This window comes from Proteus sp. PR00224 (genome assembly GCF_016238105.1).
In the GTDB taxonomy this organism is placed as follows: Bacteria; Pseudomonadota; Gammaproteobacteria; order Enterobacterales; family Enterobacteriaceae; genus Proteus.
Genome location: NZ_JAEHQU010000001.1, coordinates 175,453 through 200,250 on the forward strand (window position 1 = coordinate 175,453; position 24,798 = coordinate 200,250).

At 37.6% G+C, this 24,798-nt stretch carries 19 protein-coding genes and 1 pseudogene; 9 read left to right on the plus strand and 11 right to left on the minus strand.

Annotated elements, in window-relative coordinates; translation table 11 throughout:
* The first annotated feature begins 155 nt into the window (after positions 1-155).
* Entirely contained in the window at positions 156-1,961 is a 1,806-nt protein-coding gene (locus tag JEP71_RS00895) for a SulP family inorganic anion transporter (RefSeq protein ID WP_198619573.1), read from the plus strand.
* 115 nt (positions 1,962-2,076) lie between these two features.
* Here the strand turns inward: JEP71_RS00895 and JEP71_RS00900 are convergent, their stop codons facing one another.
* A complete protein-coding gene (locus tag JEP71_RS00900) occupies positions 2,077-2,847 on the minus strand; it encodes a YciC family protein (RefSeq protein WP_196533244.1) in 771 nt (256 codons plus the stop codon).
* 433 nt (positions 2,848-3,280) lie between these two features.
* Here JEP71_RS00900 and ompW point away from each other — a divergent pair, with 433 nt between their 5' ends.
* Positions 3,281-3,928: an outer membrane protein OmpW gene (gene ompW, locus JEP71_RS00905; protein WP_196571173.1), complete on the plus strand. Its 648-nt coding sequence runs from the start codon at positions 3,281-3,283 to the stop codon at positions 3,926-3,928.
* A gap of 673 nt (positions 3,929-4,601) precedes the next feature.
* Here ompW and JEP71_RS00910 read toward each other — a convergent pair.
* From JEP71_RS00910 to JEP71_RS00940, 6 genes and pseudogenes are all read right to left on the minus strand, one after another.
* Positions 4,602-4,916 carry a BON domain-containing protein gene (locus JEP71_RS00910; protein WP_109372376.1) on the minus strand — a complete coding sequence of 105 codons (315 nt, stop codon included), beginning with the start codon at positions 4,914-4,916 and terminating at the stop codon, positions 4,602-4,604.
* A 274-nt stretch (positions 4,917-5,190) separates the two neighbouring features.
* Positions 5,191-5,997 carry a tryptophan synthase subunit alpha gene (gene trpA / locus JEP71_RS00915; RefSeq protein ID WP_198625587.1) on the minus strand — a complete coding sequence of 269 codons (807 nt, stop codon included), beginning with the start codon at positions 5,995-5,997 and terminating at the stop codon, positions 5,191-5,193.
* Positions 5,997-7,187, minus strand: coding sequence for a tryptophan synthase subunit beta (gene trpB, locus JEP71_RS00920; protein WP_036937130.1), 1,191 nt, complete (start codon positions 7,185-7,187; stop codon positions 5,997-5,999). The genes trpA and trpB overlap by 1 nt, the downstream gene beginning before the upstream one ends.
* 39 nt (positions 7,188-7,226) lie before the next feature.
* Positions 7,227-8,582, minus strand: coding sequence for a bifunctional indole-3-glycerol-phosphate synthase TrpC/phosphoribosylanthranilate isomerase TrpF (trpCF, locus tag JEP71_RS00925; RefSeq protein ID WP_198619570.1), 1,356 nt, complete (start codon positions 8,580-8,582; stop codon positions 7,227-7,229).
* A 4-nt stretch (positions 8,583-8,586) separates the two neighbouring features.
* A pseudogene (gene trpD, locus JEP71_RS17460) lies at positions 8,587-10,180 on the minus strand (bifunctional anthranilate synthase glutamate amidotransferase component TrpG/anthranilate phosphoribosyltransferase TrpD).
* Positions 10,180-11,757 (minus strand): anthranilate synthase component 1, encoded by a 1,578-nt coding sequence (locus JEP71_RS00940; RefSeq protein ID WP_198625589.1) that lies wholly within the window; start codon positions 11,755-11,757, stop codon positions 10,180-10,182. The pseudogene trpD and the gene JEP71_RS00940 overlap by 1 nt, the downstream one beginning before the upstream one ends.
* Positions 11,758-12,063: 306 nt before the next feature.
* On the opposite strand from JEP71_RS00940, the gene rnm reads away from it, so the two are divergent.
* From rnm to JEP71_RS00960, 4 genes are all read left to right on the plus strand, one after another.
* Positions 12,064-12,924 carry an RNase RNM gene (rnm, locus tag JEP71_RS00945; protein ID WP_198619566.1) on the plus strand — a complete coding sequence of 287 codons (861 nt, stop codon included), beginning with the start codon at positions 12,064-12,066 and terminating at the stop codon, positions 12,922-12,924.
* Positions 12,925-12,948: 24 nt separating this feature from the next.
* Entirely contained in the window at positions 12,949-13,569 is a 621-nt protein-coding gene (locus JEP71_RS00950) for an L-threonylcarbamoyladenylate synthase (protein WP_023582284.1), read from the plus strand.
* A gap of 434 nt (positions 13,570-14,003) precedes the next feature.
* A complete protein-coding gene (rluB, locus tag JEP71_RS00955) occupies positions 14,004-14,927 on the plus strand; it encodes a 23S rRNA pseudouridine(2605) synthase RluB (protein WP_088495702.1) in 924 nt (307 codons plus the stop codon).
* Positions 14,928-15,146: 219 nt separating this feature from the next.
* Positions 15,147-16,058 (plus strand): hypothetical protein, encoded by a 912-nt coding sequence (locus JEP71_RS00960; protein ID WP_232797444.1) that lies wholly within the window; start codon positions 15,147-15,149, stop codon positions 16,056-16,058.
* A 33-nt stretch (positions 16,059-16,091) separates the two neighbouring features.
* On the opposite strand, the gene cobO is transcribed toward JEP71_RS00960, so the two are convergent.
* Both cobO and JEP71_RS00970 read right to left on the minus strand, forming a co-directional pair.
* A complete protein-coding gene (gene cobO / locus JEP71_RS00965; protein WP_109372368.1) occupies positions 16,092-16,682 on the minus strand; it encodes a cob(I)yrinic acid a,c-diamide adenosyltransferase in 591 nt (196 codons plus the stop codon).
* A 19-nt stretch (positions 16,683-16,701) separates the two neighbouring features.
* The gene (locus JEP71_RS00970; RefSeq protein WP_198625756.1) at positions 16,702-17,463 is read right to left on the minus strand and encodes a YciK family oxidoreductase; all 762 of its coding nucleotides are present in this window, start codon (positions 17,461-17,463) and stop codon (positions 16,702-16,704) included.
* 213 nt (positions 17,464-17,676) lie between these two features.
* Here JEP71_RS00970 and sohB point away from each other — a divergent pair, with 213 nt between their 5' ends.
* The gene (gene sohB / locus JEP71_RS00975; RefSeq protein ID WP_100158176.1) at positions 17,677-18,723 is read left to right on the plus strand and encodes a protease SohB; all 1,047 of its coding nucleotides are present in this window, start codon (positions 17,677-17,679) and stop codon (positions 18,721-18,723) included.
* 489 nt (positions 18,724-19,212) lie between these two features.
* Here the strand turns inward: sohB and JEP71_RS00980 are convergent, their stop codons facing one another.
* Positions 19,213-19,461 carry a YciN family protein gene (locus tag JEP71_RS00980; protein WP_069369238.1) on the minus strand — a complete coding sequence of 83 codons (249 nt, stop codon included), beginning with the start codon at positions 19,459-19,461 and terminating at the stop codon, positions 19,213-19,215.
* Between the two features lie 307 nt (positions 19,462-19,768).
* Between JEP71_RS00980 and topA the strand changes: the two genes are divergently transcribed.
* Positions 19,769-22,366: a type I DNA topoisomerase gene (gene topA / locus JEP71_RS00985; RefSeq protein WP_198619564.1), complete on the plus strand. Its 2,598-nt coding sequence runs from the start codon at positions 19,769-19,771 to the stop codon at positions 22,364-22,366.
* Between the two features lie 364 nt (positions 22,367-22,730).
* On the plus strand, positions 22,731-23,705 hold the full coding sequence (gene cysB, locus JEP71_RS00990) for an HTH-type transcriptional regulator CysB (protein WP_109372364.1): 975 nt from the start codon (positions 22,731-22,733) through the stop codon (positions 23,703-23,705).
* Positions 23,706-23,766: 61 nt separating this feature from the next.
* Here cysB and JEP71_RS00995 read toward each other — a convergent pair whose 3' ends face one another.
* Entirely contained in the window at positions 23,767-24,597 is an 831-nt protein-coding gene (locus JEP71_RS00995) for a hypothetical protein (RefSeq protein ID WP_198619563.1), read from the minus strand.
* Between the last annotated feature and the right edge of the window lie 201 nt (positions 24,598-24,798).

Genomic DNA, 24,798 nt, shown 5'->3' on the forward strand with positions numbered 1-24,798 from the left:
ACGCAATTGCATTTATGTAAAATTAAAACTCAAGCTTGAATTATGAAGGAGGATTTAAATATTACACTAGTATATGATTCATATACTCATCATTTTCATCCGCTACTTTTTGATGAATGCATAAATAAAAAAGTATTTCTGATAAGAGGAAATCAATGATCGGAAAAAGACTAATAAAATGGATGCCAGGATTAGGCTTATTGTTTAACTATAAGCGTGAATATTTTGGCTATGATTTAAAAGCGGGCCTTTCTGTTGCTGCCGTGGCATTACCTGTCGCCATTGCTTATACCGAATTATTGGGTATTAACGCTATTGTTGGGTTATATGCCTGTATTTTCCCCATGATTATTTATGCGTTATTTGGTACTTCCCGCCAGTTAATTACGGGGCCAGATGCTGCAACTTGTGCCGTTATTGCTGCGGTCGTCATTCCACTATCTGCTGGTGATGAAAATACTCGATGGCAACTTGCGATTATCATGACAGCGATGACGGGGTTTTGGTGTATTTTAGCCAGCCATTTTAGATTAGGGGCTTTTACTGATTTTCTTTCTCGTCCCATTCTTCAAGGGCTTTTAAATGGTGTTGCGATCACCATTATGGTCGGGCAAATTAGCAAAGTCTTTGGCTTTGATACTTCCCCAGATCACTTAATCGAAAAACTCATTGAAGTTCCTTTTCGATTAATGGATGCTCATTTGCCCACAGTATTAATGTCAGCTGTAACATTAGCCTTATTATTAGGGATTCGTTATTTTCGTAGCCGATGGCCTGCACCGTTAATTGCCATGGTTATGATGACATATTTGAGTTGGCAATTTGATTTGGCAAGCTTTGGTATTGCTATCGTGAATAAAGAGGCTGGGAATGCTGATCTATTTCTGCCAGTAGTCTCGATGAGTGGATTTCATCCTGGTGTATTACGAGAATTATTAGTTCCATCCATAAACTTGGCTGTCATTAGCTTTGTGAGTTTTATGATGACAGCCCGCAGTTTTGCCAGCAAAAATGGTTATGATGTCGATGCAGACCAAGAATTAAAAGCATTAGGTATTGCCAATATTGCCGCCGCATTGTCTCAAGGGTTCGCTGTAAGTGCGGCAAGTAGTCGTACAGCGGTCAATGACTCCGTTGGGGGGAAAACGCAGTTAGTTTCTATTATTGCCGCATTGATGATTTTGCTCGTGTTGCTATTTATGACCGATTTTCTTGCTTATATTCCACTGTCTTCGTTAGGGATAGTGTTGATAGTTTCTTCTTGGTCACTGCTTAGTATTCGTCATATTTGGTCTTATCGTAAGCGTAATAAACAAGCATTTACATTGGCATCATTTACATTATTAGCTGTGTTATTGGCAGGTCTTATTAATGGTATTGGTTTTGCGGTTTTATTAGGCCTATTACAATTCTTACGTATTGTTTTTCGACCTAGCGATCAGTTATTGGGTGTTGATGAACAAGGAATGGTCCATTCAATGAATAAGGATAATGGTATTGAGCCTATTGATGGTTTAATGATGTACCGTTTTAATTCACCCCTGACTTATTTTAATGTGGGTTATTTTAAAAAACGAGTACTACAACTGGTTGATAACGCACCTCAAAGACCAGCATGGTTAGCGGTAGATGCTGCTGTAAGCTTTACTTATGATGATGTTAGCGTATTTGCTGCCATTGATGAGTTAATAAGAGAATTACGAATAAAAGGCGTTAAATTGGTTCTAGCGGGGCGCAGAACGGAATTAAATCGTTGGATAGAACGAAATAAAATTTCGCTCAATGAAGATGATTTGATTATTGCCCCAGATCTCTATTTTGTGATCCGCCTGTATCAAAGCCGACAGCAGATCAAAGAAAAACAGAAAGAAGCAAGAAAAGAGGCGCTAAAACAAGACTCTGAAAATAATGATGAGAATACAGTAGATGCGCCAACAACGAGTCATACATCTACTCTCTAAGTGTATTGGCTAAACTTCATTGGTGCATAATAAATAACAAAATCCCGTGATAAGTGATTAGCTTATACACGGGATTTTTTATAGGTAATGATAATGCTTTGAATCTTTGAATAGATTAACGCTGTTGCGTTGTGTATTTGTTTTCAACCAACATAAACAAACGGAACAGATAAATAATCATCCAAGCCGAAGCCATATTTTTTAGGAAGTAGAATAAGAAGTTATGGATAACATCAGGTAGTTGAATTGTAAGATTACTCACAAAACCAATGCCGAACTGCAATAAGATCCAAATACCTAAAGCAGGAATAAGCGCAGCCGATTCACTAAATCCAACTTTCCAACCCAAACGTATTGCACTTCCCATATTTTGTTGACGTACTAAAACAACGGGCGCTAATGCAAAACCAATTAATAAAATGATGCCAGGAATAATCATCACCATAAAACCAGCGCTAATCAAAATAGAGCACAGCACAATCAATAGGAACATTTTAGGTAAGCGAGGTAGAGCCGCATTAAATGTTTGACCTAAGGTGACGTTATGACCTGTGGAAATCGCCGTAGCGAACATCAATAAGGTTAGAACCAAGATGCTTTGCTGTAATGTTTCAAATGCATACAGTGATAACACTTTTTTGGCAATACCCACGACACTGTTTGACATTGCTTCTAACTCAGCAGGAGAGGCTGAAGAAAGCTGTGTATTTTTAAAATTAGCCACAAATTCAATCATCAATTGGTACTCTTGAGGATTAGGGCCAATGAAGACATGAATGATCGCTAAAATAATGGCAAGAATAGCGGAAAGAGTAACAATGCTACGTCGTTCATTCTTATAAAAATTAAGACTGTCTCGGTAGATTGTGCGTGCCGTGGTAGGCATGAAACTGCTCCTATAAAAATAGACTGTGTCAATGCGCGCTATTGTACCTTTTACAACAGCAAAAAGGGATATTTTATCTCGATCCTCTTATTTCACGTTTTTCTAGATGCGAATAATCGAATTACACTTATCATTTAAATTAAATAAAACATATTTTTAACACAAAGATAACTTTATTTTCAAATAAGGCTTGTTAGGGTATTTTTTATTCAAAAAATAATAGTAATAATAAATTTAATTATAAGAAAAAATGGTATTAATGGGAAATTTGATGTGGATCAATTATAAATAATAGTATTGATAAATAATAAAAAGAGAAATAACACTTTCTGCAAAAATAATTCCAAAGTTGTGATCGGCATTAGATCATAATTACCAATAAATGGTTATATTTTTAGCGGAGATTTTACTTATTACAGGAATGGGTTAAATAATGAAAAAACTTTCTGCGCTTATTTTAGCGGCTGCAACTCTTGCGCCTTCTATTTCTTTTGCTCACCAAGCAGGTGATTTTTTATTCCGTGCAGGTACTGCAACAGTTCGTCCTAATGCGGGTTCTGATGCAATATTAGGTGGCGACCATTTTGAAGTAAATAATAATACCCAATTAGGTTTAACTTTCGGGTATATGATCACTGATAATATCGGTGTTGAGTTATTAGCAGCTACGCCTTTTGAACATAAAATTTCATTGACAGGTGTAGGTGAGATTGCAAAAGTTAAACATTTGCCACCAACATTAATGGCACAATATTACTTCGGTAATGGCGAAGATAAATTACGTCCTTATTTAGGTGCAGGTCTTAACTTTACCACTTTCTTTGATGAGAAATTTAATAATAACCCTGCTGTAGATGGTTTAGGCTTAAATGGTCTTGATCTTAAGGATTCATGGGGCTTTGCGGCACAAGCAGGTTTAGATTATAACCTTGATAAAAACTGGATGCTGAATGCTTCTGTTTGGTGGATGAACATCGAAACAAAAGCAAGATTTAATAGCACTGTTGCTGATAAAGATTTTGACGTTAAAACACGTTTAGACCCATTCGTATTTATGTTTGGTGTGGGTTACCGTTTCTAATTATTCTTTCTTTAAAAGAATATCTCATAATGAAAAAGCGAAGTTTCTCTTCGCTTTTTTTATCTTTTTAATTTGCTAAAAATCTTTCATTTCTAGATTATATACAGCTTCTTTTTTATTCTTAATACCTAAATTATGAGTTATTAAAAGCAGAGTTAAATAGGTAAATAGACATCTGAAATAAGACATTTAGCATTTTGATATCCACTAAAATGTATTCAATATGCATCTTTTGTTTATTGATATTATCAAAATAAAAAAAGTGTGATTTTATTTATTAAAAATTGCTGACATTTTAATAAGTAAAAGGGTGCATTCTATAGGTGTATTTAAAATGCATCTTTATATTTAAATTGAGTAAAACGGCTTTATCTATCAATAGATAGAAGAAAATAGAAAAAGAATAAAATGATATCAACATAGGAGATATTCAGAGTAATAAGGTGGGTAATTTATAATCTCAAAATGATTAGTAATATTTCTGATTTGTTCTTTTTGTGAGCTAATTCTGGCGTGGAATAAAAATAGACACTTTTTAGCTTATTTGTTTTTTTTGCAAAAATTGATCTACTTTATGAAAGATTAAATGATTAAGACAAAAGTCTTGGACAAAAAAAGACCACCGAAGTGGTCTAGAAAATTAGGACTAAAGGAAGACGAGAATAAAAGCGGATCAGCGAATAACCATTGAGTTTATAACCCCTTTTACACCTGTTACTTTACGTGTTGTTTCAATGGCACGATTGGCATCTGCTTGAGAAGAGACGAAACCACTTAGTTGAACTTTACCTTTAAATGTTTCAACGCTGATTTGTGTTGAATTAAGATTTTTTTCACCAATTAGCGCTGTTTTCACTTTAGTGGTGATCACGGAGTCATCAAAATATCCCCCAGTACCCTCTGATGTTGCAGTTGGAGAACATGCAGATAAAGTTAATGCCATCAGTAATGCTGCCATAACAGCGGAGATTTTTGCCCATAGTTTCATCATCAAACTCCTTGTAATTACATTATTGGTTGAGTATTTCCGAAAAGAAAATATAAAGTACCTTATAAAGTATGACCAAAAAATAAAATTTCGCCCAACTTTAGATAAAAAGATTATTTGATTCAGAATATGAACGAGGGAATGAGAACGCGGTTTATCGCGGTTTCAGCAGTCAATGAGTGGGATTGAATAGACAATAAATTAAGAGTAATCCGCTTAGAAAAATAGCAAATTATTTCTCTAAAGCGGATCTCACTAAGCGTATTTAAAGCAATTAGGAGAGGGTAGCTGCCTTCATCTCTTTCACAAATGTCGTCAGTGCTTTTAACATCACATCGGGTTGATGAAGATTTTTCTCAATAATTTGAACCACTGCCGAGCCTGAAATTGCGCCTGTGGCACCATTGGCAATCGCTTCTTTAACTTGCTTAGGCTCAGAAATGCCAAAACCTTGCAATGCGGGAGGGGCATTATAGGTTTTTAGTTTGTCAGTAAGATGTGTTAGTGATTGTTCTGCACGTTTATCTGTACCCGTTACACCTGCTCTTGATAATAAATAGGTATAGCCTTTACCTGATGCTGCCAACTCTTGTAAAAGTTCATCATCAGCATTAGGTGGACAAATAAAAATAGGACTGATATTTGCGCGTTGTGCTGCTTCACGGAACTCTTTTGATTCACGTAAAGGTACATCACCAATCAAGACAGAATCCACGCCTGCTTGCTCACATTTACTATAAAAATTATCAATGCCATTACTAAAAACAAGGTTGGCATAAACTAATAGGCCAATAGGAATATTAGGATGTTTTGCACGAATTTTAGTTAAGAGCGCAAAGCAATCTGTTGGCGTTACACCGACATTAAGCGCACGTAAATTAGCCCCTTGGATTGTAGGACCATCTGCAAGAGGATCGGAGAAGGGAATACCAATCTCTAATGCATCTGCGCCACCTTCAATTAACGCATCAATAATTTGTAATGACAGCTCAGGAGAAGGATCACCCAATGTGACAAAAGGAACGAATGCGCCTTGCTGTTTTTGTGCCAATGCTTCAAAGCATACTTGATAACGGCTCATTAGATTTCTCCTCTTGCTGCTAAAATATCGTTTACAGTAAAAATATCTTTATCACCACGGCCTGATAAGTTCACAATTAATAGCTGCTCTTTGTCAGGATTTTGTGCAATTAATTTCAATGCATAAGCCAATGCATGAGAAGATTCTAAGGCTGGAATAATCCCTTCACGGCGAGAAAGTGCTTTAAATGCTTCTATGGCTTCATCATCGGTAACAGAAACATAATCAGCACGACCAATGCTATTTAAGTGTGCGTGTTGAGGCCCGACAGATGGGAAATCAAGACCTGCTGAAATTGAATATGACTCTTCAATTTGTCCTTCATCAGTCTGCATAATTGGGGACTTCATACCAAAATAGATCCCTAATTTTCCATGCTTCAGTGGTGCACCGTGTTCACCCGTTTCAATACCTTTACCCGCAGGTTCAACACCAATTAGTTGCACCGAAGTTTCTGGGATAAAGGATGCAAATAAACCGATAGCATTAGAACCACCGCCAATACAAGCGATAGCAGCATCAGGTAGACGACCTTCACGCTCTAGAATTTGTGCTTTGGCTTCATCACCAATCATGCGTTGAAATTCACGGACAATGGTTGGATAAGGATGAGGGCCTGCCGCCGTTCCTAATAAGTAATGTGCGCGGTCGTAACAACCAGACCAGTCACGTAATGCCTCATTACACGCATCTTTTAAGGTAGATGAACCACTGTGAACGGGGATCACTTCGGCACCCATTAAGCGCATACGAAATACGTTAGGCGATTGGCGTTCGACGTCTTTAGCACCCATATAGATACGACATTTCATATTAAGCAGTGCGCAGGCTAAAGCAGTTGCAACACCATGTTGACCCGCACCTGTTTCTGCAATAATTTCGGTTTTACCCATACGTTTTGCTAACAAGGCTTGACCCAATACTTGGTTAGTTTTATGGGCGCCACCATGCAGTAAATCTTCACGTTTTAGATATAAACGAGTTCGCGTGCCTTCTGTTAAATTACGACAAAGGGTTAGTGCCGTTGGTCTGCCTGCATAATTTTTTAATAAATCTTGGAATTCTTGCTGAAAAGAGGGATCGTTTTGCGCATCAATAAAAGCTTGTTCGAGTTGATCCAATGCAGGAATTAAGATTTCAGGTACATATTGGCCACCAAATTCGCCAAAGTAGGGGTTAAGTTTTCTCATTGTGATGTCATCCTGTTTGAAATTTTATTTTTGTGAAATTTAGTTTAGCTGTAATTGTGCAAATACTTGGTTCAGACGTTGCGCATCTTTTATGCCGGGAGCCGACTCTACTCCAGAGTTAAAATCAAGCCCGATACAGCCTGTTTTAACTGCATCCAAACAGTTTTCACTGTTAAGACCACCTGCAAGTAACGCTTTTTCACGTAATGTATTAGGAATTTTTTGCCAATTAAACGTTGTTCCTGTGCCACCAGTGCCGTTATCAAGTACATATTTATTAACGTGTGAAACAGGAGAAATATCTGCGTGAATTGCCATATTTATTGCTTGCCAAATCTCACAGCTAGGTTGAATTCTTTGTCTAAGTTGCTCAATAAACTGAGCATCTTCTTGTCCGTGTAATTGAATGGCAGATAAATTAAGTTTTTCAGCATAGTCACAAATAAGCGTAATGGGTTGGTTTTGAAAAACTCCCACAAAGGCTAAGGGAGCTTGCGCTATCAACTCTTGTGCTTGTGACAATGTCACTTTTCGAGGGGATTTTTCTGCGAAAATCAACCCTGCATAATAAGCACCAGCTTGATAAACCGCTTTTACATCTTGTGTGCGAGTTAACCCGCACACTTTATGCTTTCCCAAAACGAGCGCTCTCACTGCTTGGTCAATATTTTCTTGTGACATTAAGGCGCTACCAACTAGAAACCCATTAGCATATTGGCTTAACGCTTGAACTTGCTGGTGGGTGTGAATACCTGACTCACTGATCACGATTGCATCTTTAGGCAATCCTTGGCTTAACTGCTGGGTACGCGCTAAATCGATAGAGAGATCACGCAAATCACGATTGTTAATACCGATAACTTTGGCATTGAGATTAATGGCACGTTGACGCTCTTCTTCAGTGCTTACTTCCGTTAATACACCCATGTTTAATTGATGAGCAACGGCTGATAGTGCACGATATTGCTCATCATCTAAGACAGAGAGCATTAATAAAATGGCATCTGCTTGATAAAAACGAGCTAAATAGATTTGGTATTCATCAATAATAAAATCTTTGCACAAAACGGGTTGATGCACGGCTTGGCTAACTTGACGTAAATAATCAAAGCTCCCTTGAAAATATTTCTCATCCGTTAATACCGAAATTGCAGCAGCATAAGGCTGATAAATTTTTGCAATCGTAGCGGGATCAAAATCAGCACGAATTAGACCTTTTGAGGGTGATGCTTTTTTACACTCTAAAATAAAAACAGTATTGGGCTGAGTTAATGCCTGATAAAACGAGCGTGTTGATGGCTCTATTTGGTGCACAAATTCTGATAATGGTTGGCTTGCTTTACGTGCAATTAGATATTCAGCTTTATCTTTTACAATGGCGTTTAATACAGTCATGCTCTTATCCTCTCGCTGCTAATGCAGTTACACGATTTATTGCTTTACCGCTATAAATAGCGTGCATAGCAACTTCAGTATTCATTTTTAAATCTTCTTGCCCATGTAAACGCATTAATAAAGCGACATTAGCTGCAACAGATTCGGTATGTGCTCTTTTTCCTTCACCTTGTAATAAATCTGCCAATAATTGACGGTTTACTTCAGGTGTACCACCTTCTAAATCAGTAATGGCACAAGGGCGAAGACCAAAATCACTTGGTGTCAGTTGATAACGTGTAATTTTACCATTGCGTAATTCAGCGACTTGAGTAGGTGCATGTAGTGAAACTTCATCCATTCCACCACTATGAACAACGGCAGCACGCTCATAACCTAAAACTTTTAATGTATCTGCGATAGGCATCAATAACTCTGGGCTATACACTCCAATTAATGCTAATGGCGGACGCGCTGGGTTGATCAATGGACCTAATACATTAAATAACGTGCGTGTTTTCAATTGTTGGCGAACGGGTGCTGCAAAACGAAAACCACTGTGATATTGAGGTGCAAATAAAAAGCATAAACCCACTTCATCCAGTAATTGGCGCGCATCATCAGCACTTCTGTCTAAAGGGATACCAAATGCTGCTAATAAGTCGGAAGATCCAGAGCGGCTGGATACGCTACGATTACCGTGTTTCGCAACTTTGATGCCTACTTCAGCCGCAACAAAGGCGCTTGCTGTTGAAATATTGATACTATTTGCACCATCACCGCCAGTGCCTACGATATCGCAAAAGGTATAATCAGGACGAGGAAATGGCAGTGCATTTTCGAGTAATGCGCGTGCTGCTCCTGCGATTTCTTGAGGATGTTCACCGCGCATTTTCATGCTGATTAATACTGCCGCTAATTGTGATTCTGTTAACTCACCGCGAATAATGGCGCTAAACAGTGTTTGGCTTTCTTCTAACGTCAATTGTTGTGCGCTAAATAATTTGTTGAAGATAGTTTCCATTTTATGCGTCTCCTTTAGGAGTTAATGCCCATGCGATTGTTTGCTCTAAAAGTTGTGCGCCTTTTGTGGTTAAAATTGATTCTGGGTGAAACTGAAAACCACAGGTTTTATGTTGACGGTGACGCACCGCCATAACAGTGTTATCGCACCAAGCATTAATAATGAGTTGTTCTGGAACTTGTTCTCCTGAAAGCGAATGATAACGAGCTACGGGTAAAGGGTTAGGTAAATTCACAAACATTTCGCTGTTATCGTGTTCAGCTAATGTCGCTTTGCCATGTAAGATCTCTCCACATGAAGAAACTTTGCCACCGTAAGCCTCAATAATGGCTTGATGACCTAAGCAAATACCAATTACAGGCAATGTGCCTAATACACGTTTTAACAGTTCAGGCATGCAACCAGCTTGTGAAGGTGCTCCTGGCCCCGGCGATAACAGTAAAATCGGGTTATCGAGCTCATGTAATTTTTGTTCAATAACATCGGCTGCGACGCTATTGCGATAAATCACAACATTATTGCCAAGGCTACGTAATTGATCGACAAGGTTATAAGTAAATGAGTCGATATTATCGAGCAGTAAGATAGTCGCCATTAGCAAGCCTCCTGCATTTGAGTATTGGTGTGAGCTTGTAAAATGGCATTGATAACAGCTTGTGATTTATTGCGTGTCTCTTCTGCTTCCATTTTTGGATCTGAATCGAGCACAATTCCAGCACCAACTTGAATAGTTGCAATATTATTTTCAACATAAGCGGAACGAATAACTATGCAAGTATCAAAATCTCCTGCGCCAGTAAAATAGCCGATAGCACCACCATAACTGCCACGTTTCGTTTTTTCATAACGAGCAATCAATTGCATTGCACTGACTTTCGGCGCTCCAGATAGTGTTCCCATATTCATACAAGCTTGATACGCATGGAAGATATCTAAATCATCACGTAATTTACCCACAACTCTTGAGACTAAGTGCATGACGAAAGCATAACGATCAACTTTTGTTAATTCAGCGACATAACGGCTACCTGCTTGGCAAATACGCGCTAAATCATTACGTGCCAAATCAACTAACATTAAATGTTCAGAAAGCTCTTTCGTATCAGTGCGCATTTCAAGTTCAATTCGACTGTCTAAATCTGCATTGATTGAACCATCTGTGTTGCGTCCTCTTGGGCGAGTTCCTGCAATTGGATAGATTTCAATTTGGCGATCACTTGTTTGATATTTCAATGCACTTTCTGGTGATGCTCCAAATACCGTGAACAAAGCATCTTGCATATAGAATAAATAAGGGCTTGGATTTTTCTCTTTCAACACTTGATAAGCGGCAAGTGGTGAAGGGCAAGCAACTTGAAAGCGACGTGATGGAACAACTTGGAAAATGTCACCTCGACGAATATAGGTTTTCATTGCCTCAACAATATCGCCATAACCTTTATCATCCATATTGCCTTGTATTGTTGATTCTGCTGCTGTTAAAGCGCGGCGGATAGGATGTTTTAAAGGTTGTTTAGCCAGTGAAATTAACTCAGATTGGCGTAAAGTGAGGCGCTGACACTCTGTTTTATCATCAGTAAAAGCAATGGAAATTAACTGACTATCTTTATTCTGATGGTCGATCACGATTAACTGTTCTGCTAAATAAAAGCAGTAGTCAGGGCATGAAAAAACGGTGTCTAATTCAGGAATGGGTTCAAATCCACTGACTAAATCATAAGCAAATAAACCGCCGACAAAAATAGCATTAGCATCTTTAGTGTCTTTATTAGCAAGAAAGAAACGTAAAGCATCAAATACGCTGGCTGATTTTAATTTGCTCTCTTCATCAATATCTTGTGCAGGTGAAGAAAAAGTAAAAACACACTGTTTATCGCTCTCTTGCATTAAGACCGCTTTTTCTTTTAGTGCGATTTTTAATGCAGGTAATAAACCTTGTCCATTAACGCTTAATGCATCAATAGTGACTTGATTTTTTACTGCGCTGATACGTAATGCGCTATCAACAATTAACAAACTTTTTAAGTTTGCTTTAGTGTCAACTTGTGCAGATTCTAATAATAATGTGTGATGTTTGTTTTCACATAATGTATTGAAAAGTAAAGCAGGTTCGCTGTGGTAAGGCAGTGGCGTTGCCTTGGTATTAAATGAGAATGCAAGTGATGTATTCATTATTATCGCTCTATATTATTTTTTACTAACTGTTTTTAATGCATAAAAAAACCCGCGTAGGCGGGTTTTAGATATCACTGACGTGAAGCAGGAGATCAAACCGCCCATAAAAGAGTATTGCGCCACCAAAGAGCGATAAGACGTTGATTAATATTCATAAGATCTCCTTACAGCTAACGACAGATAATAAGTTAATAGACTAGCTCGTGTTGTGTACTAGTAAACTGGATTGCATTGGGTTCGTCAAGTACTTTATGGCATACTCTTTAAAAATTATTACCTTGCTAAGATGAAAAGGGAGAAGCGATGACAGAAGTGCTATCTGATTTAAGAGTGATTTATGATTTGCACAGCCACACTACCGCGTCAGATGGCGAGCTTTCACCAAAAGAATTGGTTGAGAGAGCGATAGAGCGTCAAATTAATGTCTTAGCGATTACAGATCACGATACAACAGCGGCGATTACTCCTGCTAATGATTATATTGCAGAAAAAAATCTGCCTCTTACCCTGATATCAGGTGTCGAAATATCGACTTTATGGGAGAATATAGAAATCCATATTGTTGGATTGAATATTGATATCAACCATAATGCAATGAAAGCACTCCTTTCGTCACAAAGCCAATGTCGTGAAACACGCGCGATAATGATAGGTGAGCGATTAGAAAAAGCGGGTATTGCAAATGCATTTGAAGGGGCAAAAGCCTTAGCACATGGTGGACAAGTTACAAGAGGACACTTTGCCCGTTTTCTCGTGAATGAAGGGCATGTTGCCTCGGTTAATAAAGTGTTTAAGCGTTATTTAGCGAAAGGTAAAACGGGTTATGTCCCCCCACAATGGTGCTCAATAGGTGACGCTGTCACAGCGATTCATGAGGCTGGTGGCGTTGCAGTATTAGCGCATCCGGGACGATATGGTCTATCCTCTAAGTGGTTAAAACGCTTAACGCTTTATTTTAAACAACTTGGTGGTGATGCAATCGAAGTGGCACAATGCCAACAACCACCACAAGAACGAGAACAACACGCAGCATTAGCGCAACTTTATGGGCTAAAAGCTTCGTTAGGTTCTGATTTTCATCGCCCTTGCTCGTGGATAGAATTGGGGCGTAATTTATGGTTACCCAGTGGTGTAGAACCAGTTTGGTCGCTATGGCAAGAGTAACATTAGAAATTCATTGAGGGATGTATGAGCCAACTTTTTTATATTCACCCTGATAATCCGCAGGCTCGTTTAATTGAACAAAGTGCTGATATTTTACGCAAAGGCGGTGTGGTGATTTATCCAACAGACTCTGGCTATGCTATTGGCTGTTGTTTAGAAAACAAAGATGCAATGACGCGAATTTGTCGTATTCGCCAATTAGATAAAAACCACAATTTTACACTGATGTGCCGTGATTTATCAGAAATCGCCAATTACGCTTATGTTGATAATGTGGTGTTTCGTTTAATAAAAAATAACACTCCAGGTAATTACACCTTTATCTTAAAAGCAACTAAAGATGTACCAAAACGTTTGATGAATGATAAACGTAAAACCATAGGTTTGCGTGTTCCTTCTAACCCTATTGCATTGGCATTGTTAGAAAATATTGGTGAGCCATTAATGTCAACAAGCCTGATTTTACCAGGCAACGATTTTGCTGAATCTGATCCGGAAGAAATCGAAGATTTATTAAGCAAACAAGTTGATTTGGTGATCCACGGTGGTTATTTAGGACAAAAACCGACAACGGTAATTGATTTAACAGAAGATACCCCAGTTATCGTGCGTGAAGGTACGGGTGATATTACGCCATTTCAGTAAGTCATTTAGCTGATTAAACTGAATTGGGAGTCAATGACTCGATAGTAATGACTCGATAGTGAAGAAATTTATCACGAGATAAAGAGATAAAAGGTGAAGGGATTTATCGCTTGTGTTAAATTTATACATTGCGATAAAAATCACGGTGTCTGTTTTTGAAATCGGTTATATCAACGCGTATTTTAAACGTTAAACACTATAACTTGATCTGCGAACAAATGGCTAAGCTATCGTTAAGGTTTTGCCAACGTCATTTTATCGCCACTATTTATCACAATGTTGATGTGAAAAATCATCAACATTGTTCACTATTGAATCAATAAACCTGTGTTTATTTCTTATTTTAATAAACATGGGTTATTTTTATTTAATTGATTTTTAAAAATTAATTCTATTTTTATGACGCCTGTGAAGGCGACACATGAGGTTGTTTCATGAGCGATAAATCGCAACGCACTGAAAAATTACAAAAAATCCTTGCTCGTTCTGGTCACGGTTCTCGCCGTGAAATTGAAGGCTATCTTCAAGAAGGGCGTATCAGCATTGATGGTACAAAAGCGAAATTAGGTGATCGTATTGATGTCACCACTACAGCAAAAATCCGCTTAGATGGCCGTATTCTAAATATTCGTGAAGCACAAAAAGATGTTTGCCGTGTGCTTGCTTATTACAAACCTGAAGGTGAACTGTGTACTCGCAGTGATCCGCAAGGTCGTCCAACCGTTTTCCAACGTCTTCCTCGCCTTAACAGTGCTCGCTGGATTGCCGTAGGTCGTCTTGATGTGAATACCAGTGGATTACTGTTATTTACAACTGATGGTGAATTAGCCAACCGTTTAATGCATCCTAGCCGTGAAGTTGAGCGTGAATACGCTGTCCGTGTTTTTGGTGAAATTGATGATGCGAAAATTCGTCAATTAACGCGTGGTGTACAATTAGAAGATGGTCCTGCTTCATTCCGCTCTGTTTCTTATCGTGGTGGTGAAGGGATTAACCAATGGTACAACGTTTCACTTACTGAAGGGCGTAATCGTGAAGTTCGCCGTATGTGGGAAGCTGTTGGTGTCCAAGTCAGCCGCCTTATTCGTGTTCGTTACGGTGACATCGATTTACCAAAAGGTTTACCGCGTGGTGGTTGGGTTGAACTTGGATTAGATCAAATCAACTATTTACGTCAATTAGTTGAATTAAACGACGAAACAGTAACAAAAGTTGCAGTAGAAAAAGATCAACGTCGTATCAAAGCGAATCAGATCCGTCGTGCAGTTAAGCGTCATACGAAAGTATCTGCTCGCACTTCAACATCACCAGCTAAAAGAGCGTCAAGTCGTCGCCAATCAGCAGGAAATAAAAAGTAATTAGCGAATAATTATTTATTATTTCAAATTAAATTTTCATTTTTAAAAAGAAGCACTCATGTTTTTATGAGTGCTTCTTTTTTTGATGGCTTTATTTTTATAATAAATATATCTATGATAATTACATTATTACGGTAGAAATATTAATAATTTTTTATTTAACGATAAGGTATTCAAAATAATATGTATCGTTATTTTTATTTAACAACAGTGTTATATATGACTTTTCTGATAGTAGGGTGCGACAACCCCGCAAAACGAGAAAAGCAGAACGGTATTTTTTATATCAGCAATAACCGATTAGAACCTTTAGAGTTTAAAGTTGATAATTCTTATTTCGTAATGGGTAAAGGTGAAGTTAAAAAAATAAAACTTAATAACGGAAAACATCTGTTAGTTGATAGTCATGGTGAACAGAGTGAATTTATGATTTATCCAGGCAATCGAGGCGGAATAATTAATCCAAATAGAGAAATATATTATAGTTTCACTTCGGTATTTAAACCAGATGATACACTTGATGATCTTCATATAGATGAGCGCATTGTATGGATTAACGGCATACTTGTACGCGGCGCCATTAATAGCTCTGACTCTCTTTTTATTGATAATAATATTTTTAATTGCGATATTCCATTAGATGAATCATTACCTACTTACTTATCTGATTGGGACGATAATGAAAAAGTGAATGTATTGACAAAATGTTTTTCAAGAGAGGATTTTTATCAATATATCGCTAAATATCCTTATGGTATTCACTTTTATTCTGAACGTGATTTGTTAACTGAATATTTAGCAACAGATAAGTTTAATTGGATAGATGGAGGGAACACACGAACAGATAATTTAACTCCACTAGAATATAATGTTAAATTTAGTAATGAAAAATTAACCAAAGAAGCAAATAGTATTTATGAAATAATGAAGAAATATTTAGCGTCAAGAGATCCTAAAGAAAAACAAATATTTTATGATGAATATCATAAATATTTAGTAAGAATGGCAATGATTTACAATCAACAAATACAAAATAATATTTTTGTAGATAGAGATGCCTATTTTGAATTTATGAAAAAAAATGGGAGAATATTTGGTGCTGGCATTTTAGGCGAGCCAATTCTTATTTAAGAAAAATATTCATTTTATAATAATCATTATAGGTCACCAATCTATACCTTTTTGCGCTTTTATTCCGCTGTCAAAAGCATGTTTTATAGGACGCATTTCTGTCACCGTATCGGCTAACTCAATTAATTTTCGATGGCAGCCTCTTCCTGTAATAATGACATTTTGGTGAGGTGGGCGAGAGCTAATAGCTGAAATAACTTCATCTAATGGTAAATAGTTAAAGCTAATCATATAGGTAATTTCATCAAGAATGACCAGATCGTACTCTGGATCGTTAAGTAGTTTCAGTGCATATTGCCAAGTATTCAAACAGGCAGCGGTATCTGCCGTTTTATCTTGTGTTTCCCAAGTAAAGCCCGTTTCCATTACATAAAATGGTACACCGAATTGTTCTAATAGGTTTCGTTCACCGTTTTCCCATGTACCTTTTATAAACTGCACAACACCGACTTTTTTTTGATGACCAACAGCACGCGTTGCGGTTCCCATCGCCGCTGTTGTTTTGCCTTTACCATTGCCAGTAAAAATTATCAAAATACCTTGCTCGTGTTGAGCTTGCTCAATTCGAGTATCTACTTTCTCTTTTAAACGTTGTTGGCGTTTTTGGTGTTGTGCATCATTCATTTTGTTACCTTAAATTATGTTATTCAGCGGGACCTGCTTTACGGCCAGGTTGTGCATCTAAAGATTGTCCTTTCACATCAATACTGTCATCACTCATAAGGTAGAGATATAACGGCATCAAATCTTTAGGTGTTTTTAATTTCTGTGCATCTTCATCTGGAAATGCACTTGCTCGCATTGCGGTACGAGTGCCACCAGGATTAATGCAGTTAATACGCAAAGTACTTTCGTTATATTCTTCATTAAGTACTTGCATAAAGCCTTCTGTTGCGAATTTAGAGACAGAATAAGCTCCCCAACCATAACGACCTTGGCGACCTACACTAGATGTGGTGAGGATAAGGCTTGCATGAGGCGCTTTGAGCATCAATGGTAGTAGTACTTTTGTGAGCATAAATGTCGCATTAACGTTGACTTGCATAACGTCATGCCAAAGATTACTCGGTTGATTAATGATAGGTTCAACAACACCTAATAAACCAGCATTTTGTAATACACCATCAAGATGAGGGAAGCGTTTAACGAGAGTATCAGCAAATTGCTGAAAATCGTTCTCTGTCGCTGTAAGTAGATCAAGTGGATATAACATGGGCTGTTGGCCACCTGATGTGATTATTTTTTCTTGAACATCTTCAAGTTTTGATAAAGTACGGCCTAATAAGATAAGTGTTGCGCCATATTGCGCATAAGTTAGTGCGGCTTCTTTTCCTATGCCATCACCAGCACCCGTTACTAGAATAATTTTATCTTTTAGCACGCTATGATCGGGTTGATATTGCAACATATTGATATCCTGTCTAGTAAAAAGTAAATAAAGTGTAACGTCTTATTTGTCTAGCGACCAGTTTAGTCTGACTTTTTGTTTACAATTTATGGCTATTTTCTTTATGGTATTAAACATAATCATGCCTTTGTTGCTGGCGCTAAAGCAGAATTTCGTTAAACTAGGCATATTGGTTTTAGTCAGTGTTATTAACCTTAAAAAGAGGTCTTTGTGGAGTATATTTTGCAATATGGGCTGTTTTTAGCAGAAATTGTCACTGTTGTTGTGGCGATTATCGCTATCGTGTTGTTTTTCGTTGTAATTGGAAATAAAAAGCAAAATCGTAAAGGGACGTTAAGAGTCACAGATCTTGCTGAAGCTTACGAAGAAAAACAGCGCGTTATGCAACAAGCAAAAATGGACGATGCTGAATTAAAAGTCTGGTATAAAGCGTTTAAAAAGCAGCAAAAAAAAGAGAATAAACAGAGTAAAAACAATGCAAAAGAAGGTAAAAAAGGCGTTGTAAAACCTTGTTTATATGTGCTTGATTTTAACGGTAGTATGGATGCACATGAAGTGGGTGCATTACGTGAAGAAATCAGCGCCATTCTTTCTGTTGCACAAGCAGGTGATGAAGTATTACTGCGCTTAGAAAGCCCAGGCGGTATGGTTCACGGATATGGATTAGCCGCAGCTCAATTAACACGCTTAAAAGAAAAGGGTATTAAACTGACGGCGGTTGTCGATAAAGTGGCTGCTAGCGGGGGATATATGATGGCATGTGTGGCAGATAAAATTGTTGCTGCACCATTTGCGATTATTGGCTCGATTGGTGTTGTGGCTCAGATCCCTAACATTCATCGTTTGCTCAAGAAAAACGATATTGATGTTGAGTTGCATACCGCTGGCGAATATAAACGTACATTGACCTTGTTAGGCGAAAATACTGAAGAAGGTCGTGAGAAATTTAAACAAGATTTAAATGAAACGCATCTATTGTTTAAATCATTTGTGCATAAATATCGCCCTCAACTTGATATCGATAGCGTTGCAACGGGTGAGTATTGGTACGGTTCAGAAGCACTAAACAGAGGCTTAATTGATGAAGTTGGTGTCAGTGATGATTGGCTAATCAATCATATTAATGACTTTGAAGTTCTTTCTGTCCAATATGTTACCAAAAAGAAAATGGTTGAGCGAGTTACAGGTGGCGCAATGGAAAGTATTGATAAACTGATGATGCGTTGGGTACAAAGAAGTAAAAAACCGCTGCTATAAGCCAATAAGTACGCAATAAATGATATCAGTGATATGGATTATCGCTGATATCATCCTTCCTTACTCAGTCACTTTTCCTAAATCTTCTCAAAAAATATTCTAACTCTCTATTTTAAAAGCTTTTATTTCCATAAAATAAAAAAAGCCAGTGAAAATTTCACTGGCAATCAAAGAAATAATTGATATTGCTTATAACAACAGGGTAAATATTTCCTCTTTCTAGGAGGTTTCAATATAGCTGTAAATAGAAAATAAAAATAATTGATATTACTGATTGTATTGATAGGTAAGTGTAATCTTGAGTTGAGATGTGACAGAAAATCTGCATTATAATCAAACTGAATTATTATTCTTTATTTTTGTTTGATTATGCCAGTTATTGGCATCTGAATGAATGCAATAACTGGCAAGCAAAGTCTCTTTTTTGTTATCGATAAAGAGTAAATTAATTTACTTCAGTGATTAAATAAAAATAATCACGAAGATGACTTATTCTAAATGGTATTTATCAGATAACACATGAGCTAAATGCTTAAACATATTGAATGCTGCTGTGCTTTTTGCAGTAGGTAAACCTTGTTCATCTAAAAAAAATTCGCCTTTAAATACGAGGACATTACCTTTCTGTTCAACCGAATCTGCACGCATACCTTGTAAATAATCTTCATGTTCACATATGATTTTATTCGCTTTTTCAAGTAGCATCTCTGTTGTAATCGGTGTAGTTTGTGTTGACATAATATGTGCTCCTTAGAAAAATAATTTGTTGCGCCTCACTTTTTATCAGGTAGAGTGTGGCATTTTTAAAAGCTTAGCTACTCTATATGTAGCAAACAATGATTTGCCTGTACTCGGTCAAAGTAGTGAGGTGATTAAAATACCTCAAAAAAAGTGATGAGTTTTGAGCTTAAACAAAAGCTTTGAATAAAAACAGGTTGATATATTGCAAAACTAACGCAATATAAAAAAGAGATTTTAAACATTTTTTTAGTTGAGGGTATTAAACGATACCGTCATAACAAAGTTTAATTAGGTAAAGGTAATTATGGGTAAAGCTCTTGTTATCGTGGAGTCCCCGGCTAAAGCCAAAACGATCAATAAATATCTTGGCAATGACTACGTAGTTAAATCTAGCGTGGGTCACATTCGTGATTTGCCAAAGAGTGGTTCTGGCAGCCAGAAGAGCGAAAACTCATCCGCCACGAAAGGCGTGAAAAAAGTTAAAAAGGATGAGAAATCAGCCTTAGTCAGCCGTATGGGAATTGATCCCTATAATGGATGGAATGCGAACTATCAAATTCTACCCGGCAAAGAGAAAGTCGTGGCTGAACTAAAAGCATTGGCTGAGAAAGCTGATCATGTCTATCTCGCAACGGACCTTGACCGCGAAGGAGAAGCTATCGCGTGGCATTTACGCGAAGTTATCGGCGGTGATGATGAACGATTTAGTCGAGTGGTTTTTAACGAAATCACTAAAAATGCCATTACACAAGCTTTCCAAACTCCGGGTGAGTTAAATATAGATCGCGTTAACGCACAACAAGCTCGTCGCTTTATGGATCGTGTTGTGGGTTATATGGTTTCACCTTTACTTTGGAAAAAAGTTGCTCGTGGATTATCTGCGGGTCGAGTGCAATCTGTTGCTGTGCGTCTTTTAGTTGAACGTGAGCGTGAAATTAAAGCCTTTGTTCCTGAAGAATATTGGCAATTGCACGCGTCATTATTAACGCCTGACGAGCAACCGTTGCGTATGGAAGTCACGCATTATAATGATAAAGCCTTCAACCCTGTTTCATCCGATGAAACACAGGTGGCGGTTAAAGCATTACAAAATGCAACCTTCACGGTAAAAGATCGTGAAGATAGACCAACATCAAGCAAACCAAGTGCACCACTTATCACATCAACCTTACAGCAAGCGGCAAGTACGCGTTTAAGCTTTGGTGTGAAAAAGACGATGATGCTAGCTCAGCGCCTTTATGAAGCTGGTTATATAACCTATATGCGTACTGACTCAACTAACTTAAGTCAGGATGCAATTCAAATGGCGCGTGATTATATCAATGAGAATTTTGGTGCTAAATATTTGCCGAAAGAGCCAAATGTTTATTCGAGCAAAGAAAATTCTCAAGAAGCGCACGAAGCTATTCGTCCTTCAGATATCAACGTTATCGCAGAATCTTTAAAAGATATGGATAACGATGCCAAACGTTTATATCAACTGATTTGGAATCAATTTGTTGCTTGTCAAATGACACCAGCAAAATACGATTCAACCACATTAACAGTTGAATCAGGTGATTATAAACTACGAGCTAAAGGCCGTACTTTACGTTTTGCCGGTTGGACGAAAGTCATGCCAGCGATGCGTAACAAAGATGAAGACAAAACCTTACCTGCAGTTGATGTAGGGGCTAAACTGGCTTTAGCTGAATTAGAACCTACTCAGCACTTTACTAAGCCACCAGCACGTTTTAGCGAAGCGACTTTAGTTAAAGAGTTAGAAAAGCGCGGTATTGGTCGCCCTTCAACGTATGCTTCTATCATTTCCACTATTCAAGATCGTGGTTATGTGAAAGTTGAAAACCGTCGTTTTTATGCAGAAAAAATGGGTGAGATTGTAACGGATCGTTTAGAAGAGAATTTTAGCGATTTAATGAATTACGATTTTACTGCGCAAATGGAAGATCACCTCGACCATGTTGCTAATAATGAAGAAAACTGGAAAGCGGTATTAGATGCATTCTTCACCGATTTTAGTCAGCAATTAGAAGTTGCTGAAAAAGATCCTGAAGAAGGTGGAATGCGACCAAATCCAATGGTGATCACGTCGATTGAATGTCCAACTTGTTCTCGTCATATGGGAATTAGAACGGCGACAACAGGCGTATTTTTAGGATGTTCGGGCTATGCTTTACCGCCTAAAGAGCGTTGTAAGCAAACCATCAACCTTATCCCTGAAGATGAATTATTAAATATTCTTGAAGGGGAAGATGCAGAAACTAACGCATTACGTGCACGTCGCCGTTGCCCGAAATGTGGTACTGCAATGGACAGTTACTTGATTGATACTCATCGTAAATTACATGTTTGTGGTAATAACCCTGCATGTGATGGTTATGAAGTTGAAGAAGGTGAATTCCGCTTAAAAGGTTATGAAGGCCCAGTTATTGAGTGCGATAAATGTGGTTCTGAAATGCACCTAAAAATGGGGCGTTTTGGTAAATACATGGGTTGTACTAATGATGATTGTAAAAATACCCGTAAAATCTTAAAAAGCGGTGAAATTGCACCACCGAAGGAAGATCCTGTTCCACTTCCTGAATTGCTATGCGAAAAATCAGATGCTTACTTTGTCTTACGAGACGGTGCTGCTGGTGTCTTCTTGGCCGCAAACACGTTCCCTAAATCAAGAGAAACACGTGCACCAAAAGTAGAAGAACTGGTTCGCTTTAAAGACCGTTTAGCAGAGAAAATGCGCTATTTAGCAGAAGCTCCAGTAGCTGATCCTGAAGGAAACCCAACTATTGTGCGTTTTAGTCGTAAAACAAAACAGCAATATGTTTCTTCAGAGAAAGATGGCAAAGCAACAGGTTGGTCTGCGTTTTATGTCGATGGCAAATGGGTTGAAAAAACCAAATAACATTGGCATTACGTGATAAATAAAAAAGCGACTAATGAGAGTTAGTCGCTTTTTTGTATTAAGACTGATGATCCAAGCTCTTAGTGACGACGGTGCAAGAATGGTATGTAGTGTGATTAAATAATTTAGTGGCACTAATATTATGAAATAGAAGCTGACAGATAAGGTTGGCTTTTTTTATGCTTATTTATAGCTTATAACTATTCGATATAACAAAACCTAAATAACACTATTAATTACGTTAGACCGAAATGAAATAAGTGATATAGTGGTTATATATTACATCTTTATTATTCTTTTTAGTTATATGAATATAAATAGAATAACGGAATAATAAGTCTTTTGTTGAAGGGATAGCCTCTCCATGAAATTACAACAGTTGCGTTATATCGTTGAAGTGGTGAATAACGATTTAAATGTTTCGACCACAGCAGAGCGTTTGTATACATCTCAGCCGGGAATAAGTAAACAAATTCGCATGTTAGAAGATGAGCTAGGTATACAAATATTTTCTCGCAGTGGCAAGCATCTAACGCATGTGACACCAGCAGGTGAAGAAATTGTAAGGCTGTCTAGAGAGATTTTGTCAAAAACAGAAGCTATTCGATCAGCTGCGGGTGAACACACTTATCCAGATAGAGGCTCACTATCGATTGCAACAACGCATACGCAAGCTCGTTATGTATTACCTCCAGTAATAAAAGGTTTTATTGAGCGTTATCCAGATGTTTCATTACATATGAACCAAGGTTCACCAACGCAAATTGCTGAAGATGTATGCAGAGGTAAAAGTGATTTTGCAATAGCGACAGAATCACTGCATCTTTATAACGATTTAGTGATGCTACCTTGTTATCGTTGGAACCGCATTGTGGTGGTTTCTAAAGATCATCCACTGGCACAAAAACGAGAAGTGACGCTTAAAGAGCTCGCAAACTACGATATTGTCACTTATACCCAGGGGTTCACTGGGCGTTCAGATCTTGATGATGCCTTCGGTAAAGTAGGGTTGAAACCTAAAATTGTTTTCACTGCAACCGATGCGGATGTTATTAAAACTTATGTGAGACTGCATTTAGGCATTGGTGTGATTGCCAGCATGGCATTTGATCCTGTACTCGATAGCGATTTAGTTGCCATTGATATGCGTGATAAGTTTAGTTATAGCACCACTAAAATTGCATTTCGCCGTAGTGGTTTCTTACGTGGCTATATGTATGATTTTATGTGGCGTTTTGCTCCCCATCTTACGCGTAATTTGATTGAGCAAGCTGTTGCGTTGCGAACTAACGAAGAGATTGAAGAGTTATTTAAAGATATCGAATTACCATTAGTGTAATACTGAAAGGCGGGTCATTCCCGCCTTCAAGCGTGTTCATAAATCTAATTTCTGTTATTACTCATTTCAAATAAAAATCCCCACTAAAAAAAGCATCTGATTTTGCAATGCTTAGCTGACGATACTTGTTTAAAAAATCATAAAACTGCTGATTAATCAGTGGATCATCAAGTGCACTAGCATCAAATACAGAGGTAATGGTGGTGTACTCTAAAGAGAGGGTAAATTTACGACCGATACAACTGGCGAGTAGCATTTTTGCTGATTGATAAGAAAAACGTAGGCTCAAAATTTTCAGCTTTGGAACAAAAATAAGATGATTATTATGATTGAGTATCTCCGTAATCCCCGCAATAGTTATCGTTTGATAGCTGTCTAATGAGTTTCGTAAGCCGATTTCTATTTTTTGTCCTTGGGTACGTAAAAAATCAATAAATTCTCCAAGTGCAGGAGAGGTGGCATTGATTGCAGCTCCTAGTAATAATTGAATAAACGCTTGAGCAACAGAAAAATCAAAGGTTTGCTTATGAAGTTTTTTTGTTTCTATTTTATTGTGTCCTAGAAGGGGTAAATGGTTGAGCGTATCTAACCAATGTTCGGGGCGATAATAGGCTTCATTATCCTCTTTTTTTAATGCAGCAAGATGGTTTGCCATAATAGAAATGAGTCCAATTTGGATATTTTTAAGTTGTGACATTTTTTCTATTTCGGAAGGCTCAAAAGGTTTTGGTGACGCGATGATAAATTGCACTAAGCCTTCGGTATCTTTTATATTTTGAGAATGTAATGCATTCATCGATAAGGTTTGCGGAAAAGGAGGTGTAATAGGTTCTGCAAAATAGCGATCCGCATTCATAATATTTTTAAGTAAATCAGATTGTTTATTACTCATAAAAGTTATCCTTACGTAGTCATACCTCCACCATTAAATCCTAATTAAGCGAAAATCCTGAGATTAAAATTTATTAACACTATGACATCCATAACATTACGTTAACAAATTGTGTGGTCTTTAAGCGAAATTCGGCGTTATATGATATGTTTAATAAATAACCTTACCTATTTTGATGGTTTAAACATGCTGTCAGTATAA

Excerpts from the sequence above, each read along its gene's own strand:
- JEP71_RS00895 (WP_198619573.1), top strand. The coding sequence starts at position 156 with ATGATCGGAAAAAGACTAATAAAATGGATGCCAGGATTAGGCTTATTG.
- JEP71_RS00900 (WP_196533244.1), bottom strand. The coding sequence starts at position 2,847 with ATGCCTACCACGGCACGCACAATCTACCGAGACAGTCTTAATTTTTAT.
- ompW (WP_196571173.1), top strand. The coding sequence starts at position 3,281 with ATGAAAAAACTTTCTGCGCTTATTTTAGCGGCTGCAACTCTTGCGCCT.
- JEP71_RS00910 (WP_109372376.1), bottom strand. The coding sequence starts at position 4,916 with ATGAAACTATGGGCAAAAATCTCCGCTGTTATGGCAGCATTACTGATG.
- trpA (WP_198625587.1), bottom strand. The coding sequence starts at position 5,997 with ATGAGCCGTTATCAAGTATGCTTTGAAGCATTGGCACAAAAACAGCAA.
- trpB (WP_036937130.1), bottom strand. The coding sequence starts at position 7,187 with ATGAGAAAACTTAACCCCTACTTTGGCGAATTTGGTGGCCAATATGTA.
- trpCF (WP_198619570.1), bottom strand. The coding sequence starts at position 8,582 with ATGACTGTATTAAACGCCATTGTAAAAGATAAAGCTGAATATCTAATT.
- JEP71_RS00940 (WP_198625589.1), bottom strand. The coding sequence starts at position 11,757 with ATGAATACATCACTTGCATTCTCATTTAATACCAAGGCAACGCCACTG.
- rnm (WP_198619566.1), top strand. The coding sequence starts at position 12,064 with ATGACAGAAGTGCTATCTGATTTAAGAGTGATTTATGATTTGCACAGC.
- JEP71_RS00950 (WP_023582284.1), top strand. The coding sequence starts at position 12,949 with ATGAGCCAACTTTTTTATATTCACCCTGATAATCCGCAGGCTCGTTTA.
- rluB (WP_088495702.1), top strand. The coding sequence starts at position 14,004 with ATGAGCGATAAATCGCAACGCACTGAAAAATTACAAAAAATCCTTGCT.
- JEP71_RS00960 (WP_232797444.1), top strand. The coding sequence starts at position 15,147 with ATGACTTTTCTGATAGTAGGGTGCGACAACCCCGCAAAACGAGAAAAG.
- cobO (WP_109372368.1), bottom strand. The coding sequence starts at position 16,682 with ATGAATGATGCACAACACCAAAAACGCCAACAACGTTTAAAAGAGAAA.
- JEP71_RS00980 (WP_069369238.1), bottom strand. The coding sequence starts at position 19,461 with ATGTCAACACAAACTACACCGATTACAACAGAGATGCTACTTGAAAAA.
- topA (WP_198619564.1), top strand. The coding sequence starts at position 19,769 with ATGGGTAAAGCTCTTGTTATCGTGGAGTCCCCGGCTAAAGCCAAAACG.
- cysB (WP_109372364.1), top strand. The coding sequence starts at position 22,731 with ATGAAATTACAACAGTTGCGTTATATCGTTGAAGTGGTGAATAACGAT.
- JEP71_RS00995 (WP_198619563.1), bottom strand. The coding sequence starts at position 24,597 with ATGAGTAATAAACAATCTGATTTACTTAAAAATATTATGAATGCGGAT.